General features: G+C 39.8%; 20 protein-coding genes, 1 tRNA gene and 1 pseudogene. 10 read left to right on the top strand and 12 right to left on the bottom strand.

Annotated features, from left to right (window positions below; genetic code table 11):
- Window positions 1-204: 204 nt before the first annotated feature.
- From H8B21_RS15045 to H8B21_RS15075, 6 genes are all read left to right on the top strand, one after another.
- Window positions 205-2739 carry a DUF5686 and carboxypeptidase-like regulatory domain-containing protein gene (locus H8B21_RS15045; protein ID WP_223815056.1) on the top strand — a complete coding sequence of 845 codons (2535 nt, stop codon included), beginning with the start codon at window positions 205-207 and terminating at the stop codon, window positions 2737-2739.
- Between the two features lie 52 nt (window positions 2740-2791).
- Window positions 2792-3370, top strand: a complete 579-nt coding sequence (locus H8B21_RS15050) for a Crp/Fnr family transcriptional regulator (protein ID WP_190314576.1) — start codon at window positions 2792-2794, stop codon at window positions 3368-3370.
- Between the two features lie 87 nt (window positions 3371-3457).
- Complete coding sequence (locus tag H8B21_RS15055; RefSeq protein WP_190314577.1) at window positions 3458-3823, top strand: VOC family protein; 366 nt, start codon at window positions 3458-3460, stop codon at window positions 3821-3823.
- 8 nt (window positions 3824-3831) lie between these two features.
- Window positions 3832-4263, top strand: a complete 432-nt coding sequence (locus H8B21_RS15060; protein WP_190314578.1) for an SRPBCC family protein — start codon at window positions 3832-3834, stop codon at window positions 4261-4263.
- Window positions 4241-5167 (top strand): DUF1801 domain-containing protein, encoded by a 927-nt coding sequence (locus H8B21_RS20660; protein WP_223815057.1) that lies wholly within the window; start codon window positions 4241-4243, stop codon window positions 5165-5167. The genes H8B21_RS15060 and H8B21_RS20660 overlap by 23 nt, the downstream gene beginning before the upstream one ends.
- A 286-nt stretch (window positions 5168-5453) precedes the next feature.
- Window positions 5454-6107 carry an ankyrin repeat domain-containing protein gene (locus H8B21_RS15075; protein WP_190314579.1) on the top strand — a complete coding sequence of 218 codons (654 nt, stop codon included), beginning with the start codon at window positions 5454-5456 and terminating at the stop codon, window positions 6105-6107.
- On the opposite strand, the gene H8B21_RS15080 is transcribed toward H8B21_RS15075, so the two are convergent.
- Window positions 6104-7381, bottom strand: coding sequence for a DUF2851 family protein (locus H8B21_RS15080; protein WP_190314580.1), 1278 nt, complete (start codon window positions 7379-7381; stop codon window positions 6104-6106). The two genes, H8B21_RS15075 and H8B21_RS15080, sit on opposite strands and share 4 nt — an antisense overlap.
- 118 nt (window positions 7382-7499) lie before the next feature.
- Between H8B21_RS15080 and H8B21_RS15085 the strand changes: the two genes are divergently transcribed.
- A complete protein-coding gene (locus H8B21_RS15085; protein ID WP_190314581.1) occupies window positions 7500-7880 on the top strand; it encodes a hypothetical protein in 381 nt (126 codons plus the stop codon).
- Here H8B21_RS15085 and ribD read toward each other — a convergent pair.
- Window positions 7877-8938, bottom strand: coding sequence for a bifunctional diaminohydroxyphosphoribosylaminopyrimidine deaminase/5-amino-6-(5-phosphoribosylamino)uracil reductase RibD (gene ribD / locus H8B21_RS15090; RefSeq protein ID WP_190314582.1), 1062 nt, complete (start codon window positions 8936-8938; stop codon window positions 7877-7879). The two genes, H8B21_RS15085 and ribD, sit on opposite strands and share 4 nt — an antisense overlap.
- A 77-nt stretch (window positions 8939-9015) precedes the next feature.
- Here ribD and prmC point away from each other — a divergent pair, with 77 nt between their 5' ends.
- Both prmC and H8B21_RS15100 read left to right on the top strand, forming a co-directional pair.
- A complete protein-coding gene (prmC, locus tag H8B21_RS15095; RefSeq protein ID WP_223815058.1) occupies window positions 9016-9882 on the top strand; it encodes a peptide chain release factor N(5)-glutamine methyltransferase in 867 nt (288 codons plus the stop codon).
- Window positions 9883-9990: 108 nt separating this feature from the next.
- A tRNA-Lys gene (locus tag H8B21_RS15100) sits at window positions 9991-10063 on the top strand.
- A 269-nt stretch (window positions 10064-10332) separates the two neighbouring features.
- Here H8B21_RS15100 and H8B21_RS15105 read toward each other — a convergent pair.
- The 3 genes from H8B21_RS15105 to H8B21_RS15115 form a co-directional block, all read right to left on the bottom strand.
- Window positions 10333-10695: a cyclophilin-like fold protein gene (locus H8B21_RS15105; RefSeq protein ID WP_223815059.1), complete on the bottom strand. Its 363-nt coding sequence runs from the start codon at window positions 10693-10695 to the stop codon at window positions 10333-10335.
- Between the two features lie 122 nt (window positions 10696-10817).
- On the bottom strand, window positions 10818-11870 hold the full coding sequence (locus tag H8B21_RS15110; RefSeq protein WP_190314584.1) for an alpha/beta hydrolase: 1053 nt from the start codon (window positions 11868-11870) through the stop codon (window positions 10818-10820).
- Window positions 11871-11882: 12 nt separating this feature from the next.
- On the bottom strand, window positions 11883-12443 hold the full coding sequence (locus H8B21_RS15115; RefSeq protein WP_190314585.1) for a sugar O-acetyltransferase: 561 nt from the start codon (window positions 12441-12443) through the stop codon (window positions 11883-11885).
- 110 nt (window positions 12444-12553) lie between these two features.
- Between H8B21_RS15115 and H8B21_RS15120 the strand changes: the two genes are divergently transcribed.
- Window positions 12554-13375 carry a helix-turn-helix domain-containing protein gene (locus tag H8B21_RS15120; RefSeq protein WP_190314586.1) on the top strand — a complete coding sequence of 274 codons (822 nt, stop codon included), beginning with the start codon at window positions 12554-12556 and terminating at the stop codon, window positions 13373-13375.
- 392 nt (window positions 13376-13767) lie between these two features.
- Here the strand turns inward: H8B21_RS15120 and H8B21_RS15130 are convergent, their stop codons facing one another.
- From H8B21_RS15130 to H8B21_RS15160, 7 genes and pseudogenes are all read right to left on the bottom strand, one after another.
- Window positions 13768-13905 carry a hypothetical protein gene (locus H8B21_RS15130; protein WP_190314587.1) on the bottom strand — a complete coding sequence of 46 codons (138 nt, stop codon included), beginning with the start codon at window positions 13903-13905 and terminating at the stop codon, window positions 13768-13770.
- Between the two features lie 35 nt (window positions 13906-13940).
- Window positions 13941-14330: a VOC family protein gene (locus H8B21_RS15135; protein ID WP_190314588.1), complete on the bottom strand. Its 390-nt coding sequence runs from the start codon at window positions 14328-14330 to the stop codon at window positions 13941-13943.
- Between the two features lie 7 nt (window positions 14331-14337).
- Window positions 14338-14586, bottom strand: a pseudogene (locus H8B21_RS15140) (SRPBCC domain-containing protein); the annotation flags it as partial.
- 261 nt (window positions 14587-14847) lie between these two features.
- Window positions 14848-15411: a dihydrofolate reductase family protein gene (locus H8B21_RS15145; protein WP_190314589.1), complete on the bottom strand. Its 564-nt coding sequence runs from the start codon at window positions 15409-15411 to the stop codon at window positions 14848-14850.
- A 28-nt stretch (window positions 15412-15439) separates the two neighbouring features.
- On the bottom strand, window positions 15440-15610 hold the full coding sequence (locus H8B21_RS15150; RefSeq protein WP_190314590.1) for a hypothetical protein: 171 nt from the start codon (window positions 15608-15610) through the stop codon (window positions 15440-15442).
- Complete coding sequence (locus tag H8B21_RS15155) at window positions 15600-15794, bottom strand: hypothetical protein (RefSeq protein ID WP_190314591.1); 195 nt, start codon at window positions 15792-15794, stop codon at window positions 15600-15602. Before H8B21_RS15155 ends, H8B21_RS15150 begins: the two co-directional genes overlap by 11 nt.
- A complete protein-coding gene (locus H8B21_RS15160; RefSeq protein WP_190314592.1) occupies window positions 15791-16204 on the bottom strand; it encodes a DUF5675 family protein in 414 nt (137 codons plus the stop codon). Before H8B21_RS15160 ends, H8B21_RS15155 begins: the two co-directional genes overlap by 4 nt.
- Window position 16205 lies beyond the last annotated feature (1 nt).

Here is a 16205-nt window from a genome sequence, read left to right on the forward strand (position 1 = left end):
GAAAAAGTCACATTCTCCTGACGTTACACTTCATTCTTCAAAATCATTTAAAGTATTATTACTTTTGTTCGATTTCCTCAAAAAACTGACTTACTTAGTTCAAAAGTCAAACAGAGGGTTATAAAGAGATATACGATGTCAAGTTATCACGCAACTTCAATTAGTAACAGGCTATTAGCATATAGGTTAAAGCTAGGGATGCTAATGGCATTCATTTTTGTTTCCGTTTTATCGTTCGGACAAACCCTTCATTTAAAAGGGAAAGTAATGGATGTAACCAATAAAGAACCTATTGGGTATGCCACTGTCGCCGCTGTCGGATCCACTACTGCAGCGTCGACCGACGATACAGGGAATTTCATATTAAAAGTCGAACCGAATTTTTCCAAAATCCGTATTTCCTTCGTAGGCTATGAATCCCAAGATGTAAGCATCAGCAGTGAAACCTATCAAGAATTAACGGTTTACTTGGTTCCGGAGGAACATACAATTGAAACTGTAAATATTACAGCGCCGAGACGAGCCAAATATTCTAACAAAAACAATCCAGCTGTCGAACTGATCCGAAAAGTTATTGCACATAAAGATGAAAATCGAATAGCATCTTACGAATATGCCGAATATCGCCAATATGAGAAAGTTTCTTTGGGTTTGAGCAATCTATCCGAAAAATTCAAAAACAGAAAAGTATTTAAAAATTACCAATTTCTATTTGAAAAAGAAGACGTGGAAACGGGAAGCAGCACAAGAGGCTATACGCTTCCTGCCTTTATAGAAGAAAGATTGTCGCAGGTATATACACGTAAAAGACCAAATACGACGAAGCAACTTATTTTAGCAGAACAGCGCGCGCAATTCGACCCCAAATTTGTAGACAATGACGGTCTAAGTGCATATTTTAATAAACTCTATCAAGATATTGATATCTATGAAAGCAATATCGAATTGGTAACAAATCAATTTTTAAGTCCGATTGCCGGATCGTCTCCTACATTTTATAGATTCTATATCACCGATACTGTTAAAACGGAAACCCCTTATTTGGTCGAATTAAGCTTCTTTCCGCGGAATAAAGCTGATCTTCTTTTCCAAGGTAAATTATATATCACCTTAGACGGGAAATATGCTGTCAAACGTGCTGATCTCAGTGTGGCCGATGACATCAATCTTAACTTTGTCCGTGACCTGGATGTCAAACTCGACTTCGAGCAGGATGATAACAACCGTTATTATCTAAAGACAAGCTCTTTAGGATTGGATTTCTCGTTAACAGATAAAGGCACAGGTATTAAAGGTAACCGCACCGTAACTTTCGATGACTTCCGGACCGGTATTGCCCAACCCGACAGTCTTTATGCAGGTCCATCGGTCGTAAAAGTTGTTCCAGAAAATGACACGACATTAGATGAAACCTATTGGTCGACCCATCGTCCGATTGCGTTGAAACCTAATGAACAAAACATATATCGTAATATTGACACCTTACAACTCATTCCGTCCTTTCAGCGTTTCATGGACATAAGTGCTTTGGTCCTCTCTGGCTATAAACAAGCGGGTCCGGTGGAGATTGGCCCTGTCAATACTTTTTACAGCTTTAATCCGGTAGAAGGCTTTAGGTTGCGTATAGGTGGACGCACTACCGATAGACTAAGTAAACGATTTTATGCCGAAGCTTACACTGCTTATGGATTTAAAGACGAAAAATGGAAATATTTCTTTAGCGGAACATATGCACTCAATAACAAATCAGTCTATACATTTCCGCAGCATTATCTACGGGCGTCTATTATGCGAGACACGAAAATCCCCGGACAAAATCTGGAATTTGTCCAAGAAGACAATTTTTTGTTATCGTTTAAACGGGGTGAGAACGAGCGTTATCTTTATAACGATATCTACCGTCTGGAATACAAACGCGAATTTGAAAACAATTTCTCTTACCTCATCGGTGTATCCAAATGGCGACAACAGCCAGCCGGCATATTGATGTATCAAATGTTGGACGAACAGGGAAATAATAGACGGTTTAATGAACTCAACACAACGGAACTTTCAGTCAGTTTACGCTATGCACCTCATGAAGAATTTTATCAAGGCAAATTGTACCGCACACCTATATATAATAAATACCCCATCTTTTATCTTAACTATGTCGCCGGCCTTAAAGATGTTTTAGGAGGAGAATACAACTATCATAATTTCACTTTAGGGGCGGATAAACGCTTTTATTTTTCACAACTCGGCTATGCTGATGTCAATTTAGAAGGGAATTATATTCTTGGAGATCATATCCCATTTCCGTTTTTGAATATCCATCGGGCAAATCAAACGTATGCTTATCAACTACGGTCTTATAATCTTATGAATTTCCTGGAATTTGTAAGTGACCGTTCTGTCTCGGCAAATGTACAATATTATATGAACGGGTTCCTATTGAATAAGATACCCTTGATAAAAAAATTAAAATGGCGTGAAGTGTTCAGTATCAAGGCGATTTATGGTGATTTACGTAATGAAAATAACCCTGCTTATACGGACAACGTATTTCAATTCCAGAAGAATGAAGACGATGAACCGATTACATATGGATTTGGGAATAGACCTTATGTAGAAGCTAGTGTAGGCTTGACGAATATCTTTAAATTCATCCGGGTAGATTACGTTAAACGGCTGAATTACCTCGATCAACCCGATGTACCGAAACACGGTATTCGGGTGAGAGTAAAATTTGATTTTTAAATGGTATACGTTTTGTTTTAAAAAAATTCTATTTTTAAAATAAAAACCTGCTATGTACCCAGATAAACTTCGCCTAGTTTACCAATACCCGTCCATGTCCTATGCTGATATTGAACGAATTATCGAACAGCACGAAAAAGTCTCTTTCAAGAAAGGTGACCTGTTATTGAATGAAGGGCAAATTAGTGATTGCTACTACATACTAGAGGAAGGTATTGCCCGCTCTTTCGTCCATGATTACGAAGGTAATGATATCAGCACTAATTTCTTTTGCCCCGACGAAGTTGTTATCGAAGTCGCTTCTATATTCCATCATATCCCCACGCAAGAGAATATTGTATGCATAACGGATTGTATATTGTGGAAAATAAAACTCGAACAATTCCAAGGGCTGTTCGAAACCATTCCGGCACTGGCAGAATGGGGACGTGCCTGGATGGCTTATCAATTACTTATCACTAAAAAAAGGGCAATAGACATCATCAGCTTGTCGGCAATAGACCGTTATAAACAACTATTGACAGAGAAACCGCTTATCTTTCAGCAAGCACCATTAAAACATATCGCTACGTTTTTAGGTATTACCGATACCTCGCTCAGTCGCATCCGAAAAGAACTGGTGGGAAAATAATGCCTTTTGAAAACTTGCCCTACGACAAGTTAGTTCAACGTCCATTACTTTATTTTTGAGTAGTTGAAGAAACCAATACCATTTGTTATGGAAATTAGATTTAAAGGCGGTGTGAATATTTCGATGAAGATTCCACCAGAAAAATACGATGAAACAGTGGCATTTTATAGGGACATTCTCTTATTTGATGTGGAGGAAGTACCTATAACGCACTCTGCTGTATTGGCAACGCACCGATTGGAGTTTGGACAAAACATTTTGTGGTTGGACTGTGTTGAGGGAATAACAGATTCAAAAATAAGTTTAGAGATATGTACGGAGGATATAGAAAGTGCCACAAATTATTTGCGTATAAATGATGTTACTATATGTGATGAAGTAGAGAAAATGGATCCATCCATGCATTGGATACAGGATCCTACAGGTAATATATTGCTGGTAAAAAACAAATAAATTAAGATATGGAACGTATTACAATCGCGACTATCATTAACAACCGTGTAGAAACAATTTGGAATGCCTATAACTCTGCAGAGGATATTATGCAATGGAACCAAGCATCGGAAGATTGGCATTGCACTAGTTCGACAAATGATCTACGTGTAGGAGGCAAATTTAAAAACAGGATGGAAGCTAAGGACGGAAGTTTTGGATTCGACTTTGAAGGCATCTATACCGCCATTGAACCATTTAAACGTATTACTTATGTTATGTCGGACGGCCGTCAAGTCGATGTCGCCTTCCGCAGCAAGGGCGATACTACCGAGGTGACTACCTCATTCGATCCGGAGCAGGAAAATCCAATCGATATGCAACGAGAGGGCTGGCAATCGATTCTCGATAACTTCAAGAACTATGTAGAAAGAGTTTATGGCAGCAATAACGAACGTTGAGCAATACATTGCCCAATTTGACGACAAAAAACAGGCATTATTACAGGAAGTACGAGCGACGATTGTCCGCGCAGTCCCGGAAGCTACCGAAACAATCAGTTATCAGATGCCTACCTTCCGCTATAAGGGTAACCTGATTCATTTCGCCCTGTACAAGCACCATCTCGGCATTTACCCAGGTCCCGAAGCTATCGATCACTTTAAGGAAGAGTTAACCTCTTATAAAACCTCCAAAGGGACTATCCAAATCCCATTGGATCAAAAAATACCACATGTGCTTATCGAGAAACTCGTCCGATACAATATGGAACAGTTACAGCACAAGTCGACACCGGATTGGAAACGCTACCATTCTCAATGGGAAGACGCTATAGAAAAAACCCAACAAATCTTACACGAGCTGCCTCTTGACCGAGAATTTAAATGGGGTAGCGACGTGTATACCTACCAAGGTAAAAACGTTGCGTCGTATGGAGGATTTAAAAACCATTTCGCGATATGGTTTTACAACGGTGTATTTCTGGAAGATAAAGATAACGTGCTCATCACAGCGTCGGAAGGTAAAACAAAGTCTTTGAGACAATGGCGATTTCAATCAGCAGATGAAATCGATCCTGTTAAAATAAAAAATTATCTCCAAGAAGCCATCCAAACCGTAATCGACGGAAAAGAAATAAAACCAGAAAAGCACGTACCGCATCAACCATCCGGTTTGCTGAAAAAAACCTTAACAAAGAACGCCTCCCTTCAACGCGCTTTCGATAAACTGTCTCCCGGCAAACAAAAAGAATACATCGAATATATAAACAGTGCCAAACAGGAAAAAACCAAGAACGCACGTATCGAAAAAATAATACCGCTCATTAAGGAAGCGAAAGGCCTGCATGATAAGTATAAACGGTAGGAATTAAAAAAGTAAGGGCCGAACTGTGACATTCGGCCCTACATCTACCTATGAAAAACATGCCCTTTGGGAGGGCTAATACAAAAGTAGACTTTAAATCAAGAACCACATAGTATTTTAAGTAGTTTATTGGCAAATGTCGAAGTATGGCTACACAATAGTAGGTTAATACCAAATTTTCTGCTCCGCATAATGTATTTATTTTTATGAACACATCAAATCTTATTCACATTTCATCCATTTTTCACAAAATTTTATTTAATTCGTAGACTTCAAAGGATATACAATGAGCTTATATAAGTTAGAAGAATATATTGAAACCGGAAACCACCATGACTTGGAGATATTGTTGCGTGCACAACCGGAATTATTGAGAGAACAGACAAGCCATGATATATCTCCCCTTTTGCTCGCCTGTTATTATCATAAAGACCAAGTAATCAAAACGATATTAAATTACTTAACTGCCATCACGATCCATGAATCCTGTGCCATCGGTTTGGTAGAGCAAATAGAGGTCATGCTCAAACAGAAACCCGAAGTCATTGACGAGGTTTCTACACACGGCTTTACGCCATTAGGCATAGGGACACATTTCGGACAAGAAAAGGTTGTACAAACACTTTTAGCGAAAGGCGCTGATCCCAATATAAGTTCGCAAAATGGATACTATGTATATCCGTTGCATACCGCGCTTACTGGAGGATATGACCAGATCAGTAAAATGTTAATTGAAGCCGGCGCAAACGTAAACGTGGTACAACATGCCCGTATCACACCGCTGCACATCGCCGCACAACAGGGAAATATTGATATGATCATCATCCTATTGGAGAACGGAGCAGATGTTTCCGTAAAAACAGAAATGGGCATGACAGCTTCTGACCTTGCCCTCGAAAAAGGACATAAGGAACTAGCGGAGATATTGCGGGTAGCTTAACCTTTAAATAACGAGAGCCCTATACTGCATTGTAAGCATTTCTTTTGATCACAATAATCCTGTTTTAATTGTAACAGACCCTGTGAATCCGCTGCAGACACCGCCGATAACGTTAATTCGTTAAATTTCTGTGTAATTTTATTTTGCTCGGCTTTCAATTGTTCCAACCACGCCAATGCTCTTGTTTGCAATTTGTCTATACTCATACATTTGCCATAAGAAAATAGAATTGGTATAAAAGCATTGATAGTAATATGTTCTATAAACGATTCTGATAGCCCGGTAGGATGCGTCGGCGATATTTTTCCCAACACAAAATGAGTTTCCCAAAAAGAAGCCGGCAATGCGTTTGTCAATATATGGTTTAAGTCCGTCATATCGTTACAGTGGACAACCTCCTCGAAAAGATAAGGGGCTTGACCATATAACGCCAGTAGTTGCGCTAAGCGAAATGTCGGAAAATTATAAGGTCGCATACGCATAAACTTCCATTCGAATACTTTCAGCTCTTTTAAGCCATGGATCGTTTTCAAATAATGATATTCATCAGCCAGTTCCTTCGGATAACCTTCTTTCTCTACGTCTGCTAGAAAACCGGCTTGACCAAATATCATCGCTTCTATTTTAAAGGAGTCTTCCTTATACTTCCTTATAAGCGATAAATCAACTAATTTGCCCAGTTGTAAAAATGGCTGCGCATTGACTTTCATCCCAAAGCTTCGGCAAAGCTGCAAAAACAACACCTTTTCCCAGTCGCCTAATGTTTCGACCAAAAGTTCTTGTATCTGTGCGTAACGCTGTTCCAACCGAACCGCAGCCATGCGTTGCATTGCTTGAATTTTATACATTGTATCTACCTGAGGGAGGTGTTTTTCACATGGAATCCAATGTAGGTTGTTCATAATTTCGCGATAGTGCTCGAGCATCCGGATATTGATAAGAGGAGCTAGTTCCAGACACGGGATGGGAGTACCATCTTCGCGAAATACGGGAACCGGATTTTGATAAACAACATGGAGCACCACATTATTGTAGGCTACATCGAGGTGGTGCCTATGAGTAAACCAGTCAGCCCCGTCCACATGAATTTCTACGTGCCCTCTCCATTCTCGGCTATCAATCGAAATCTGGCTGAATAGAAAATCTGGACCAGCATCGCTGTTACATTGTCCAACTTGAAAAATCTTGATCTGTTCGTCATCTGTGCTATAAAGTTCTAATTGGTTAAAAAGCCTAAATTGCCAGACGAAGTGTAATAATTCTTCTGCAATCATACCCTAAAGGTACGAAATGATAATGTAATTCACGCTTGAATCTCAAAAATACGATCATTATTTTGGGTGTATTTTTCTTTTTTGTTACCTTTAAGGTAGATTATAAACTTCAATAGCTATGCACACTAAAACGGAATACCTCATTTGGGATAAAATTGTCAATAGTGCTAAAAGAAGAATAGATATAAATGATTACGGTGAAAAGGCGACCAAAATCAGTTCGGAAATTTTAGATAAATTGATACTACATATCATTGTCGCTTTTGCATCCGGAGAAGAACACAGCACCATTTCTACCAATCTACACAATGAATTGCATCATATTGGGATCGATGTCAATGAAGATGTAATCGACAAAATAGTTTCAGACAAACACGTTATATTCAGTGCAGAGATATATGCCGCCTATCTCACCTTCTCGATGCTGGAGGATGGCCATACCGAACAGGAAGTATTGGGTTATGTAATCGATCTTCTGGATACACCAAAAATACATTAAGCATACTCTCCATTGAAATAAATCTTCAAGTCATCGTTACCCACCTTTTGGACGCTGCATATCGATGCTTTTAATTGAGGTGCAGGCTTCCCTTGTCCCCAATGAAATCGAGAGATAAAAACACGCGCTTCATCCCAGATTCCTGCATCGATGAACGATTGTAGTGTTTTCGCTCCTCCTTCTACAATCAACGACTGTACATCCATCAGATAGAGTTGATACAGCATCTGCTGTGGAAGATAAAGGTCGAAATGCTCCAATGCAATCAATTTCCTGTTTTTTCGCCATTCTGTTTGGTGTGCATTGAACACAATAGTTTCTGCCTCCTCATTAAAAATTGCCGCGTCTGCTGACACCTTTAATTCTTTGTCAATTAATATACGCTTCGGATTTTTTCCGTTCCATAAACGCGTAGTCAATACCGGGTTATCAATAAGAGCCGTAGATGTACCTACCAGTATAGCATCCTCCTCCCCTCTCCATTTATGTACAAGTTGTTTGCTTGCTTTATTGCTTATCCATTGCTGGGCCACGTCCTCAGGCGAGAAAAAACCGTCTTCGGTCTGTGCCCATTTCAGGATAACATAGGGGCGTTGCTGTTGAATGCGTGTAAAGAACCTTCGGTTAGTAAATGTACAAGTATCTTCCAATACACCTATAGTTGTATCAATACCCGCTTGTTGTAGTTTTTTTACCCCTTGACCATTAACTTTTGTAAACGGGTCGAGACAGCCGATAACCACCCGCTTGAATTGCAATTCGACTAGCATATCGGCACAGGGCGGTGTTTTCCCAAAATGAGAACAGGGTTCCAGACTTACATACATCGTAGATGTGCGAAAGAGAATCTTTGCTTCGGCTTCGCCCAATTTCCGATAGGCATCCTGCACCGCGTTCACTTCAGCATGTGGTCCGCCATATGGAGATGTATAACCTTCGCCGATAATAAGATTATCGTGCAAAATGACAGCACCCACCATTGGATTTGGGCTAACCGTACCTGCTCCAAGCGTCGCCAAATCCAGGCAACGTTGCATGTATCTCTCGTCTTGTACCATATTACAAACTTAGTATTTACCAAAGAATATCGAAAGTGTAATCAGCTTTTGTAAGTTTGTGGTTTGAATTTAATGAGATGAAAACTTTCAAGGATATAGCGAGTGCTTATGAAGAAGCTTTATTACCACTGTACCCTGTGGCAGAAATTAAACAGCTGTTTTTGATGTCATACTCTTTCGTTACGGAGAAAAACAGCGCTCACTACATGTTAAGCAACGCAAACGAAATTACGGAACCAATGTTACATCAATTTTTGGGCATACTGGGGGAGCTGCAAACAGGACGCCCGATACAACACGTCCTTGGCATAGCGGATTTCTATGGCCTACGCCTTTCGGTAAACGAACATACATTAATCCCCCGCCCCGAAACCGAAGAGCTAGTCGAATGGATTGTCAAGGAACATCAGAACAGTGAACAGTTGTCCATACTCGATGTCGGAACAGGATCTGGCTGCATCGCACTAGCCCTTAAAAAGCAGCTACCCCATGCAAAGATTGATGCGATCGATCTGCAAGGTGAGGCTATAAAGGTTGCTCGTGCTAATGCTGCTCACCTAGATCTTTCCGTGGATTTTGTGCAAGCGGATGTTTTAGAGTGGGACATCTTTATGCAGGAAAATCAACAATATGATATTATCGTCAGTAATCCTCCTTATATTACGCCCACCGAACAAAAAGACATGCACAACAACGTTTTACTCTATGAACCGCACTCTGCGCTTTTTGTGGAAGAACACGCTCCTCTCCTTTTCTATGACGTTATCGCTGAAATGGGTGGAAAACATTTGTTACCGGGAGGTAGTCTTTATTTTGAAATTAACCAATATTTGAGCAGTGAGACCTGTAATCTCTTGTTAAAAAAAGGCTATAAAAATATAACCTTGCGTCAGGATTTAAATCAGGTAGATCGGATGATAAAAGCGAGTTTTAAAATTATTTAGATGAAAAACAGCTGGTTAAAGGTGTATACTAAAAATAAACAATCGGGTATTTGGCAGAAGTGAACATTTTTTCTACCTTTGCAGCACTTCAAAACGCTAATGAAGTAAGATTCCGTAGCTCAGCTGGTAGAGCAATACACTTTTAATGTATGGGTCCTGGGTTCGAATCCCAGCGGGATCACAAACAAAAGCAACTCAAAAAGGGTTGCTTTTTTTGTTATAGCTGGGCTGAGAACAGAAGGGTTGGGATGGGTTAGAACTATCTCGTTCCGGGATGAGTGCGGGATAGTGTGACGGAACAAATCCCAGCGGGATCACCTCTAGGGACAAACTTACAAAAGATAGGTCTGTCCCTTTTTTATTACCTCATAATTTACTGGTTATTCTGATAGGTACACGTTGACACTTAATTTATCTTGGGGGTTCGATTTTGTTATTCACAATTCGATTTTAATCATCTATTGTGTTAAAAGTTACAGTCACATTTCCCGAACCCAATGCAGTTGCCAGACCTGTTGTATCATCTATTTTTCCTAACCGTGTATAGCTGTAAGAAGTGGAAAAGGTTTTGTAAAACAGCACCAACGTTTTTGAACCGTACAACATTAAATCACCATTGTTTATTGTTTGAGGATTGGACGAATTTGTTGGTAGGCTGTTTGGCAAATCAAAATACTTTTCATTGTTGTTCAATTCAACCATATTGATTGTCATAGGCAACATCTCCTTAAATGCCTTTGCCGAATTATTATCCAAAAGTGTAGCCGTAAACGTTTGTGAATTGACTGTTATTTTGATTTTACCGTTTGCCATAGGTGTTGTGTTTTCTGTGTTAGTATTATTATCATCTTCTTTGCTACAAGATGAAGCACTACTTATTAATATTGAAATAAAAACCAAAATCAGTAACAATGGACGTTTCATAATTATTGCTGTTATTTTAAATGTTCTTTAAAGAATGTTTCCAATTTGTCAAACGGAATAATATCAACCTTATCGTACAAATCTACGTGAACGGCATTAGGAATAATCATCAACTCTTTCGGCTCGGAAGCATTTTTATAAATGTCTTCGCTGAAATAACGTGAGTGTGCATTTTCTCCTGCAATCAAAAGCATTGGTCTTGGCGAAATCTCTTTGAGATAGGTCAAAATCGGCATATTCATAAATGATATTGGGGTGGTAATTGTCCACGCATTGCCTGAATTTACCGAACGTTCGTGATAGCCTCTTGGTGTCATATAATAATCGTGATACTCGATTTGAAACTGAGCTTCTCCACCACTTAATTCATTATACGCAGGTTGATAAGCAGGATTGCCATTTTCAGCATCTTTCCAACGCTGTTCGCCTAATTGTTCTAATGTTTTGGCACGATCTTCCAAAGTAACCACGTCATTATAACCTTTTGACATTACCCTTGTCATATCGTACATACTTGTTGTGGCTACGGCTTTTATACGTTTATCAATGGCAGTAGCATTCAAAGAAAATCCACCCCAACCACAAATTCCAATAATCCCGATTTTGTTTCGGTCAATGTTTTTCTGAATACCGAGAAAATCAACTGCTGAACTGAAATCTTCCGTACTAATGTCAGGCGAAGCCACATTACGAGGTTCGCCATCGCTTTCGCCTGTATAAGATGGGTCAAATGCTAATACCACAAATCCACGTTCTGCCATTTGATTAGCGTATAATCCCGATGATTGTTCTTTTACTGCTCCAAAAGGCCCGCTAATTGCCAAAGCTGGCAAAGGCTCGTTTCCTGCATTTTTCGGAATATATAAATCGCCTGTCAATGTTATTCCATAACGGTTTTTGAAAGTTACTTTTTGGCGTGTTACTTTGTCACTCAACTCAAAAGTATAATGTTCTGTTTTTGTTGTATCAATCATATTCGCTGAATTTTCGTTATTAGTATTTGGATTGCAGGACTGCCCTAAAAACATAAGGCTCGCAACTGCTAAAATTGATAATCTTTTCATTTTCTTTCTGTTTTAAACTGTTTTAATGATTTTCGCAGGAATACCGCCTACAATCATATTATCGGGAACGTCCTTTGATACTACTGCACCCGATGCTACAACGGCATTTTCGCCAATGGTAACACCTTGCAATATGGTCGCTCCTGCACCAATCCAAGCATTTTTTTTGATATGGATAGGTTTCGGTACTAATGCGTGTCTGTTTTCGGGTTCTAATAGGTGTCCCTCTGATAATAAGCTGACTTTCGGGGCTATCAATACGTTATCTTCGATAGTAATTCCTCCCAAATCTAAAAAAGTACAATCAAAATTGATGAATACGTTTTTACCGATTTTGGTGTGCTTCCCGTAGTTGATATACAAAGGCGTGAAAACGGCAACGCTTTCGTCAATTTCCGTAGCTGTGATTTGGCTCAGCAATTCCCTTATTTCTTTCGGGTCTGTTGCATTGTTCATCTGTACCAATAATTCTTTCGTTTGGTACGAAGCCTCACGCATTTTGTATGCTTCGGGGTCGTTTGGCAAAATGATTTCACCTTTTCTCAATCGCTCAAAAATATCTGTTGTTTGCATTGTGTTATTTTTTACAATGCAAAGTTAAGGTGATTGAAGATGTATTATATTACATTTACATCGCAAATAATGTCAAATATTACCTATTTTTGTTTAAATCATTATTTGGAATGAACACAACAGAAAATCACAAAGTTATCCTGCATAAAACAGCTTCAACAGCTCAATTTCCCGAAGCTTTTCAAGCTCGGTATCACACACATATTTATTGCCAAAGCGGAAGTATGAAATTTGTATTCAATGGCCGCCAATACCATTGCAAAAAGGGAGAATTTATATTTTGGCTGGCTGGTCTTGGTGTTTCGGATCTGTCTTTTTCTGCAAATTTTAAAGCTACTCTTTTATTTGTGGACAATGATTTATTGATGGAAAATTTGCCAAGTATAACGGTGAGTATAGACAGCATTATTCATTCCAAAGAAAACCCAATTTTGCACCCTGACAAAGAACATAAAGAAAAAATACTGAAAAACTTTCAGTTGCTGTACGATAAATCGCAGGAAACCAACCACCGATTTTGCGAAGAAGCATTGAAACTTCAAACGCAACTTTTTCTTTTGGAAATGTGGCACATTTTTGAAGATGAGCTCGACAGGCGTAAACGTAGTTTACAAAGTGGCACGTTGTATGAACGGTTTATGCAGTTGGTGCAGGAACATTGCATGAAAGAACGGGAGGTGCGTTTTTACAGCGATAAACTGAACATCACTCCCAAATACCTCAATTATATCTGCAAGGTCAATACCCGAATTACCGCTTCGGAATGGATACAACGATATGCAAAAGAACGGATAATCATTCTGTTGCAAAACAAAAACCTCAACATTTCGGAAATTGCCGATAAAATGGATTTTTCGAGTCGCTCGTTCTTTACTCGTTATGTAAAAAAATTACTGGGCGTCACTCCGAAAGAATATCGGGAGCGGTTGTGAAAGTTTTTATTCGTAATCTTACTTACTCCTGTATCAATTGCTGTAAACCGGGGTCATTTTTTATACGTTCCATTTCGCTTTCAACAATCTGAACAACGTCTGCCTTAATCTGCCTGTAATTAGCTTCGACTACCTGCTTCATATTGTCGTTGTCGTCCTCAACATTAAGAGATAATATCTGCGGTATTTCCAAAAAAGGGTTCGAGTTTTGTACCTGCGGAATCTCAAAACGCCTCTCATAAGACCATGAGAGGCGTTTTTTCGTTTTAGCTATGACGAGAACGATGGGTTGGCTGCCGCGGATTGCCCCTTATCTCTATTTTTTCAGAATTCCCGTTCATGATAGGGCAATGATCTTCATCTTGGTCACATACCCTTCGTCAAAATCAAATTCATTGATAAAGCCGATTTCGGGCTTTACTTTTAATTTCTTTGTCCATACTTGCCTTCAAGCCTTCTTCCGATGTAAGTGCCTTATACACCTTAGCTATAGGTGCTTTGATGTAATTAAGCTGTTCTATGTGTTCCATTTATTGATGGTTTATCTATTCGTCTTTTAAAGTAATTAATCAGGTTGATATAAATCAAATTGATTGCCATACAAGTCTTCAAAACCTACTCCTTTGCCACCTGGTACTGCTGTTGGTTCTCCGTGAAAGACTACTCCTTTTTCTTTCATTGCTTTGCAGTCGTTTTTGATATTGTCTGATTCAAACATGACGAGAATTTGCCCGCCTGATTGATTGCCAATCAGTTTTTCTTGTTCTGGTGTTTCAGCTTTAACAAGTTCGAATACCGTAGCATTGTCTTTTTGTGGAGCAATAGTCAGGTAACGCCAATCGGAAGAAAATACTTGGTCGGCACATATGCTAAAACCAAGTTTCTCAACGTAAAATTTTTTCGCTTCTTCTAAGTCTTTCACTAAAATGGTTATTTGAGCTGCTTTTGTTATCATATTTTGTTCATTTATGTTCTGAAATTCTTTTGTTCTCCATATAGCGGGCTAACTTTTCCAATGATTTGTCTGTTGTTTCATTGTCCTTTGGGTCAACGCCAATAGGGATATTTTTAAAAGCCACCGTGACTTTCGTAGACTCATGTTCAACTTCTTCTAAAAGCACTTCCATCATCATTCCCCCCGAAAACTCGTCTTTGTCTGATTGGAAATTAATGGTTTGAACAACTCGTTCGTTAGGTTTAAGTTCAACAAATTTTGCCGAAAAACGATCTTCGTTCCTCGATGTTTTTCCTTCATTTTGTGGTCAATATGAAATAGCGATATTTCGTAACCATTCCCGATTTTAGGTTCAAAATCGTGGATCTTCCCTGTCATTCCATTAGGGGCAAGCCAAAATTCCAACGCTCCCTTTCCGTAGAGACTTTGTAAACCTTATCCCTTGTTGCATTGATGATTCTAGCATTCCTTGAAGTCCTGTCCATACTATTTTACAACTTGTCAAGTTCAACAATCGTTATTTTTTAGAATATTTTAAAACTACTCCGCCCGTCAACAGTTGCCGTGCCGAAATAAGAGATAAGCTGTTAGAAGCCATGCCTTGTCTGAAAAGTGGTCGCCCACTGCCCAAAATAACGGGTGCAATGCAGATCCGGTATTCGTCAAATAGATTGTCTTTTATAAATGTCTCTGAAAGGTTTGCACTTCCGAAAACATACATATCTTTTCCATTTTGTTCTTTTAGCTTTTGGATTTCGCCAGAAGCATTTTCACTTATAATGGTCGTGTTGTTCCAATCGGCGGACTTTAAGGTCTTGGAAAAAACAAGTTTTGGTATGCGGTTCATCAGTTGAGCAACTTCTTGTTCCGCAGTTTCTCCTGCTGCCTTTGTCCAATATGCAGCCATACCCTCGTAAGTCACACGTCCAAACACGAGATAGTCCGCTGATCTTAATTGTTCGATACTCAACTCTTCAAGTTCTTTTCCCCAAACAAAACTGTGAAAGGATAAGTCCCATTTTTGGCTTCCCTCAAAACAACCGTCAAGGGTTATGATGTTCCACATGATGAGTTTTCCCATTTTGTCTACGTCTTTTAGGATTACAAATCTACCTCACCCCCTTATTAATCAACTTTGCATAAGACAAGAAATCAAACAGAACGACCGCAGCGCCCACCACCGCGATCAATACCGTGTGCAAGAGGTTGCTCCAATCGAAGCTGTTCCAGACCGAGCAGAGCGTCCCGCCAAGCGTACCAAATTGTACATTACTCATCATCTTCATCGCTTCCCCCCTTTCCTTCCGCTTTTGGTTCGGTGGCATCATCCTGCATCACCTGTTCGATGATGCCCAACCCCACCGCGATGTACTTCAACATGCTCATGGCCTTCGCCGGGAGCTTGATGGGTGCCAGCAGTACCACCTGTACTGCCTGGCCGATTTTTCGAATGATCTTTTTCATCGTCCCTCTCTGATTAAAAGAAACACTTCATCTCCCTGCTCCCAAAGATTGTACACCAACGACTTAAGTTTTTCTAAAGCCTTAGCGCTCTCATCGCCAGTGCCTTCACCCGTCAGCGTTGTGACCGGTGCGATACATCCCAGTAACTGCTTCATCGCGTTGTTGGCCGCATGGATCAAGATCGCTTCGCGCCCGAGGACGGCGGGTATACCGATCTGCTCACCATGCTTGGTATACTTCCGCTTTTCCAGCTTGTAGCATCCCTCCGGGATACAGCTTAAGCGCTGTAAGTTGTTGCGCCAAGGTAGTTCGATCGTATGGCATATTTTCTCGCCGTCGAAGTAAATCGTCCCGTTGGTTCCCTGTTCTCCGTAAGTCCGTCGGAGAACCAAGGTGCTTTTCAATGCCATA

This window comes from Sphingobacterium chuzhouense (assembly GCF_014692525.1).
Classification (GTDB): domain Bacteria; phylum Bacteroidota; class Bacteroidia; order Sphingobacteriales; family Sphingobacteriaceae; genus Sphingobacterium; species Sphingobacterium chuzhouense.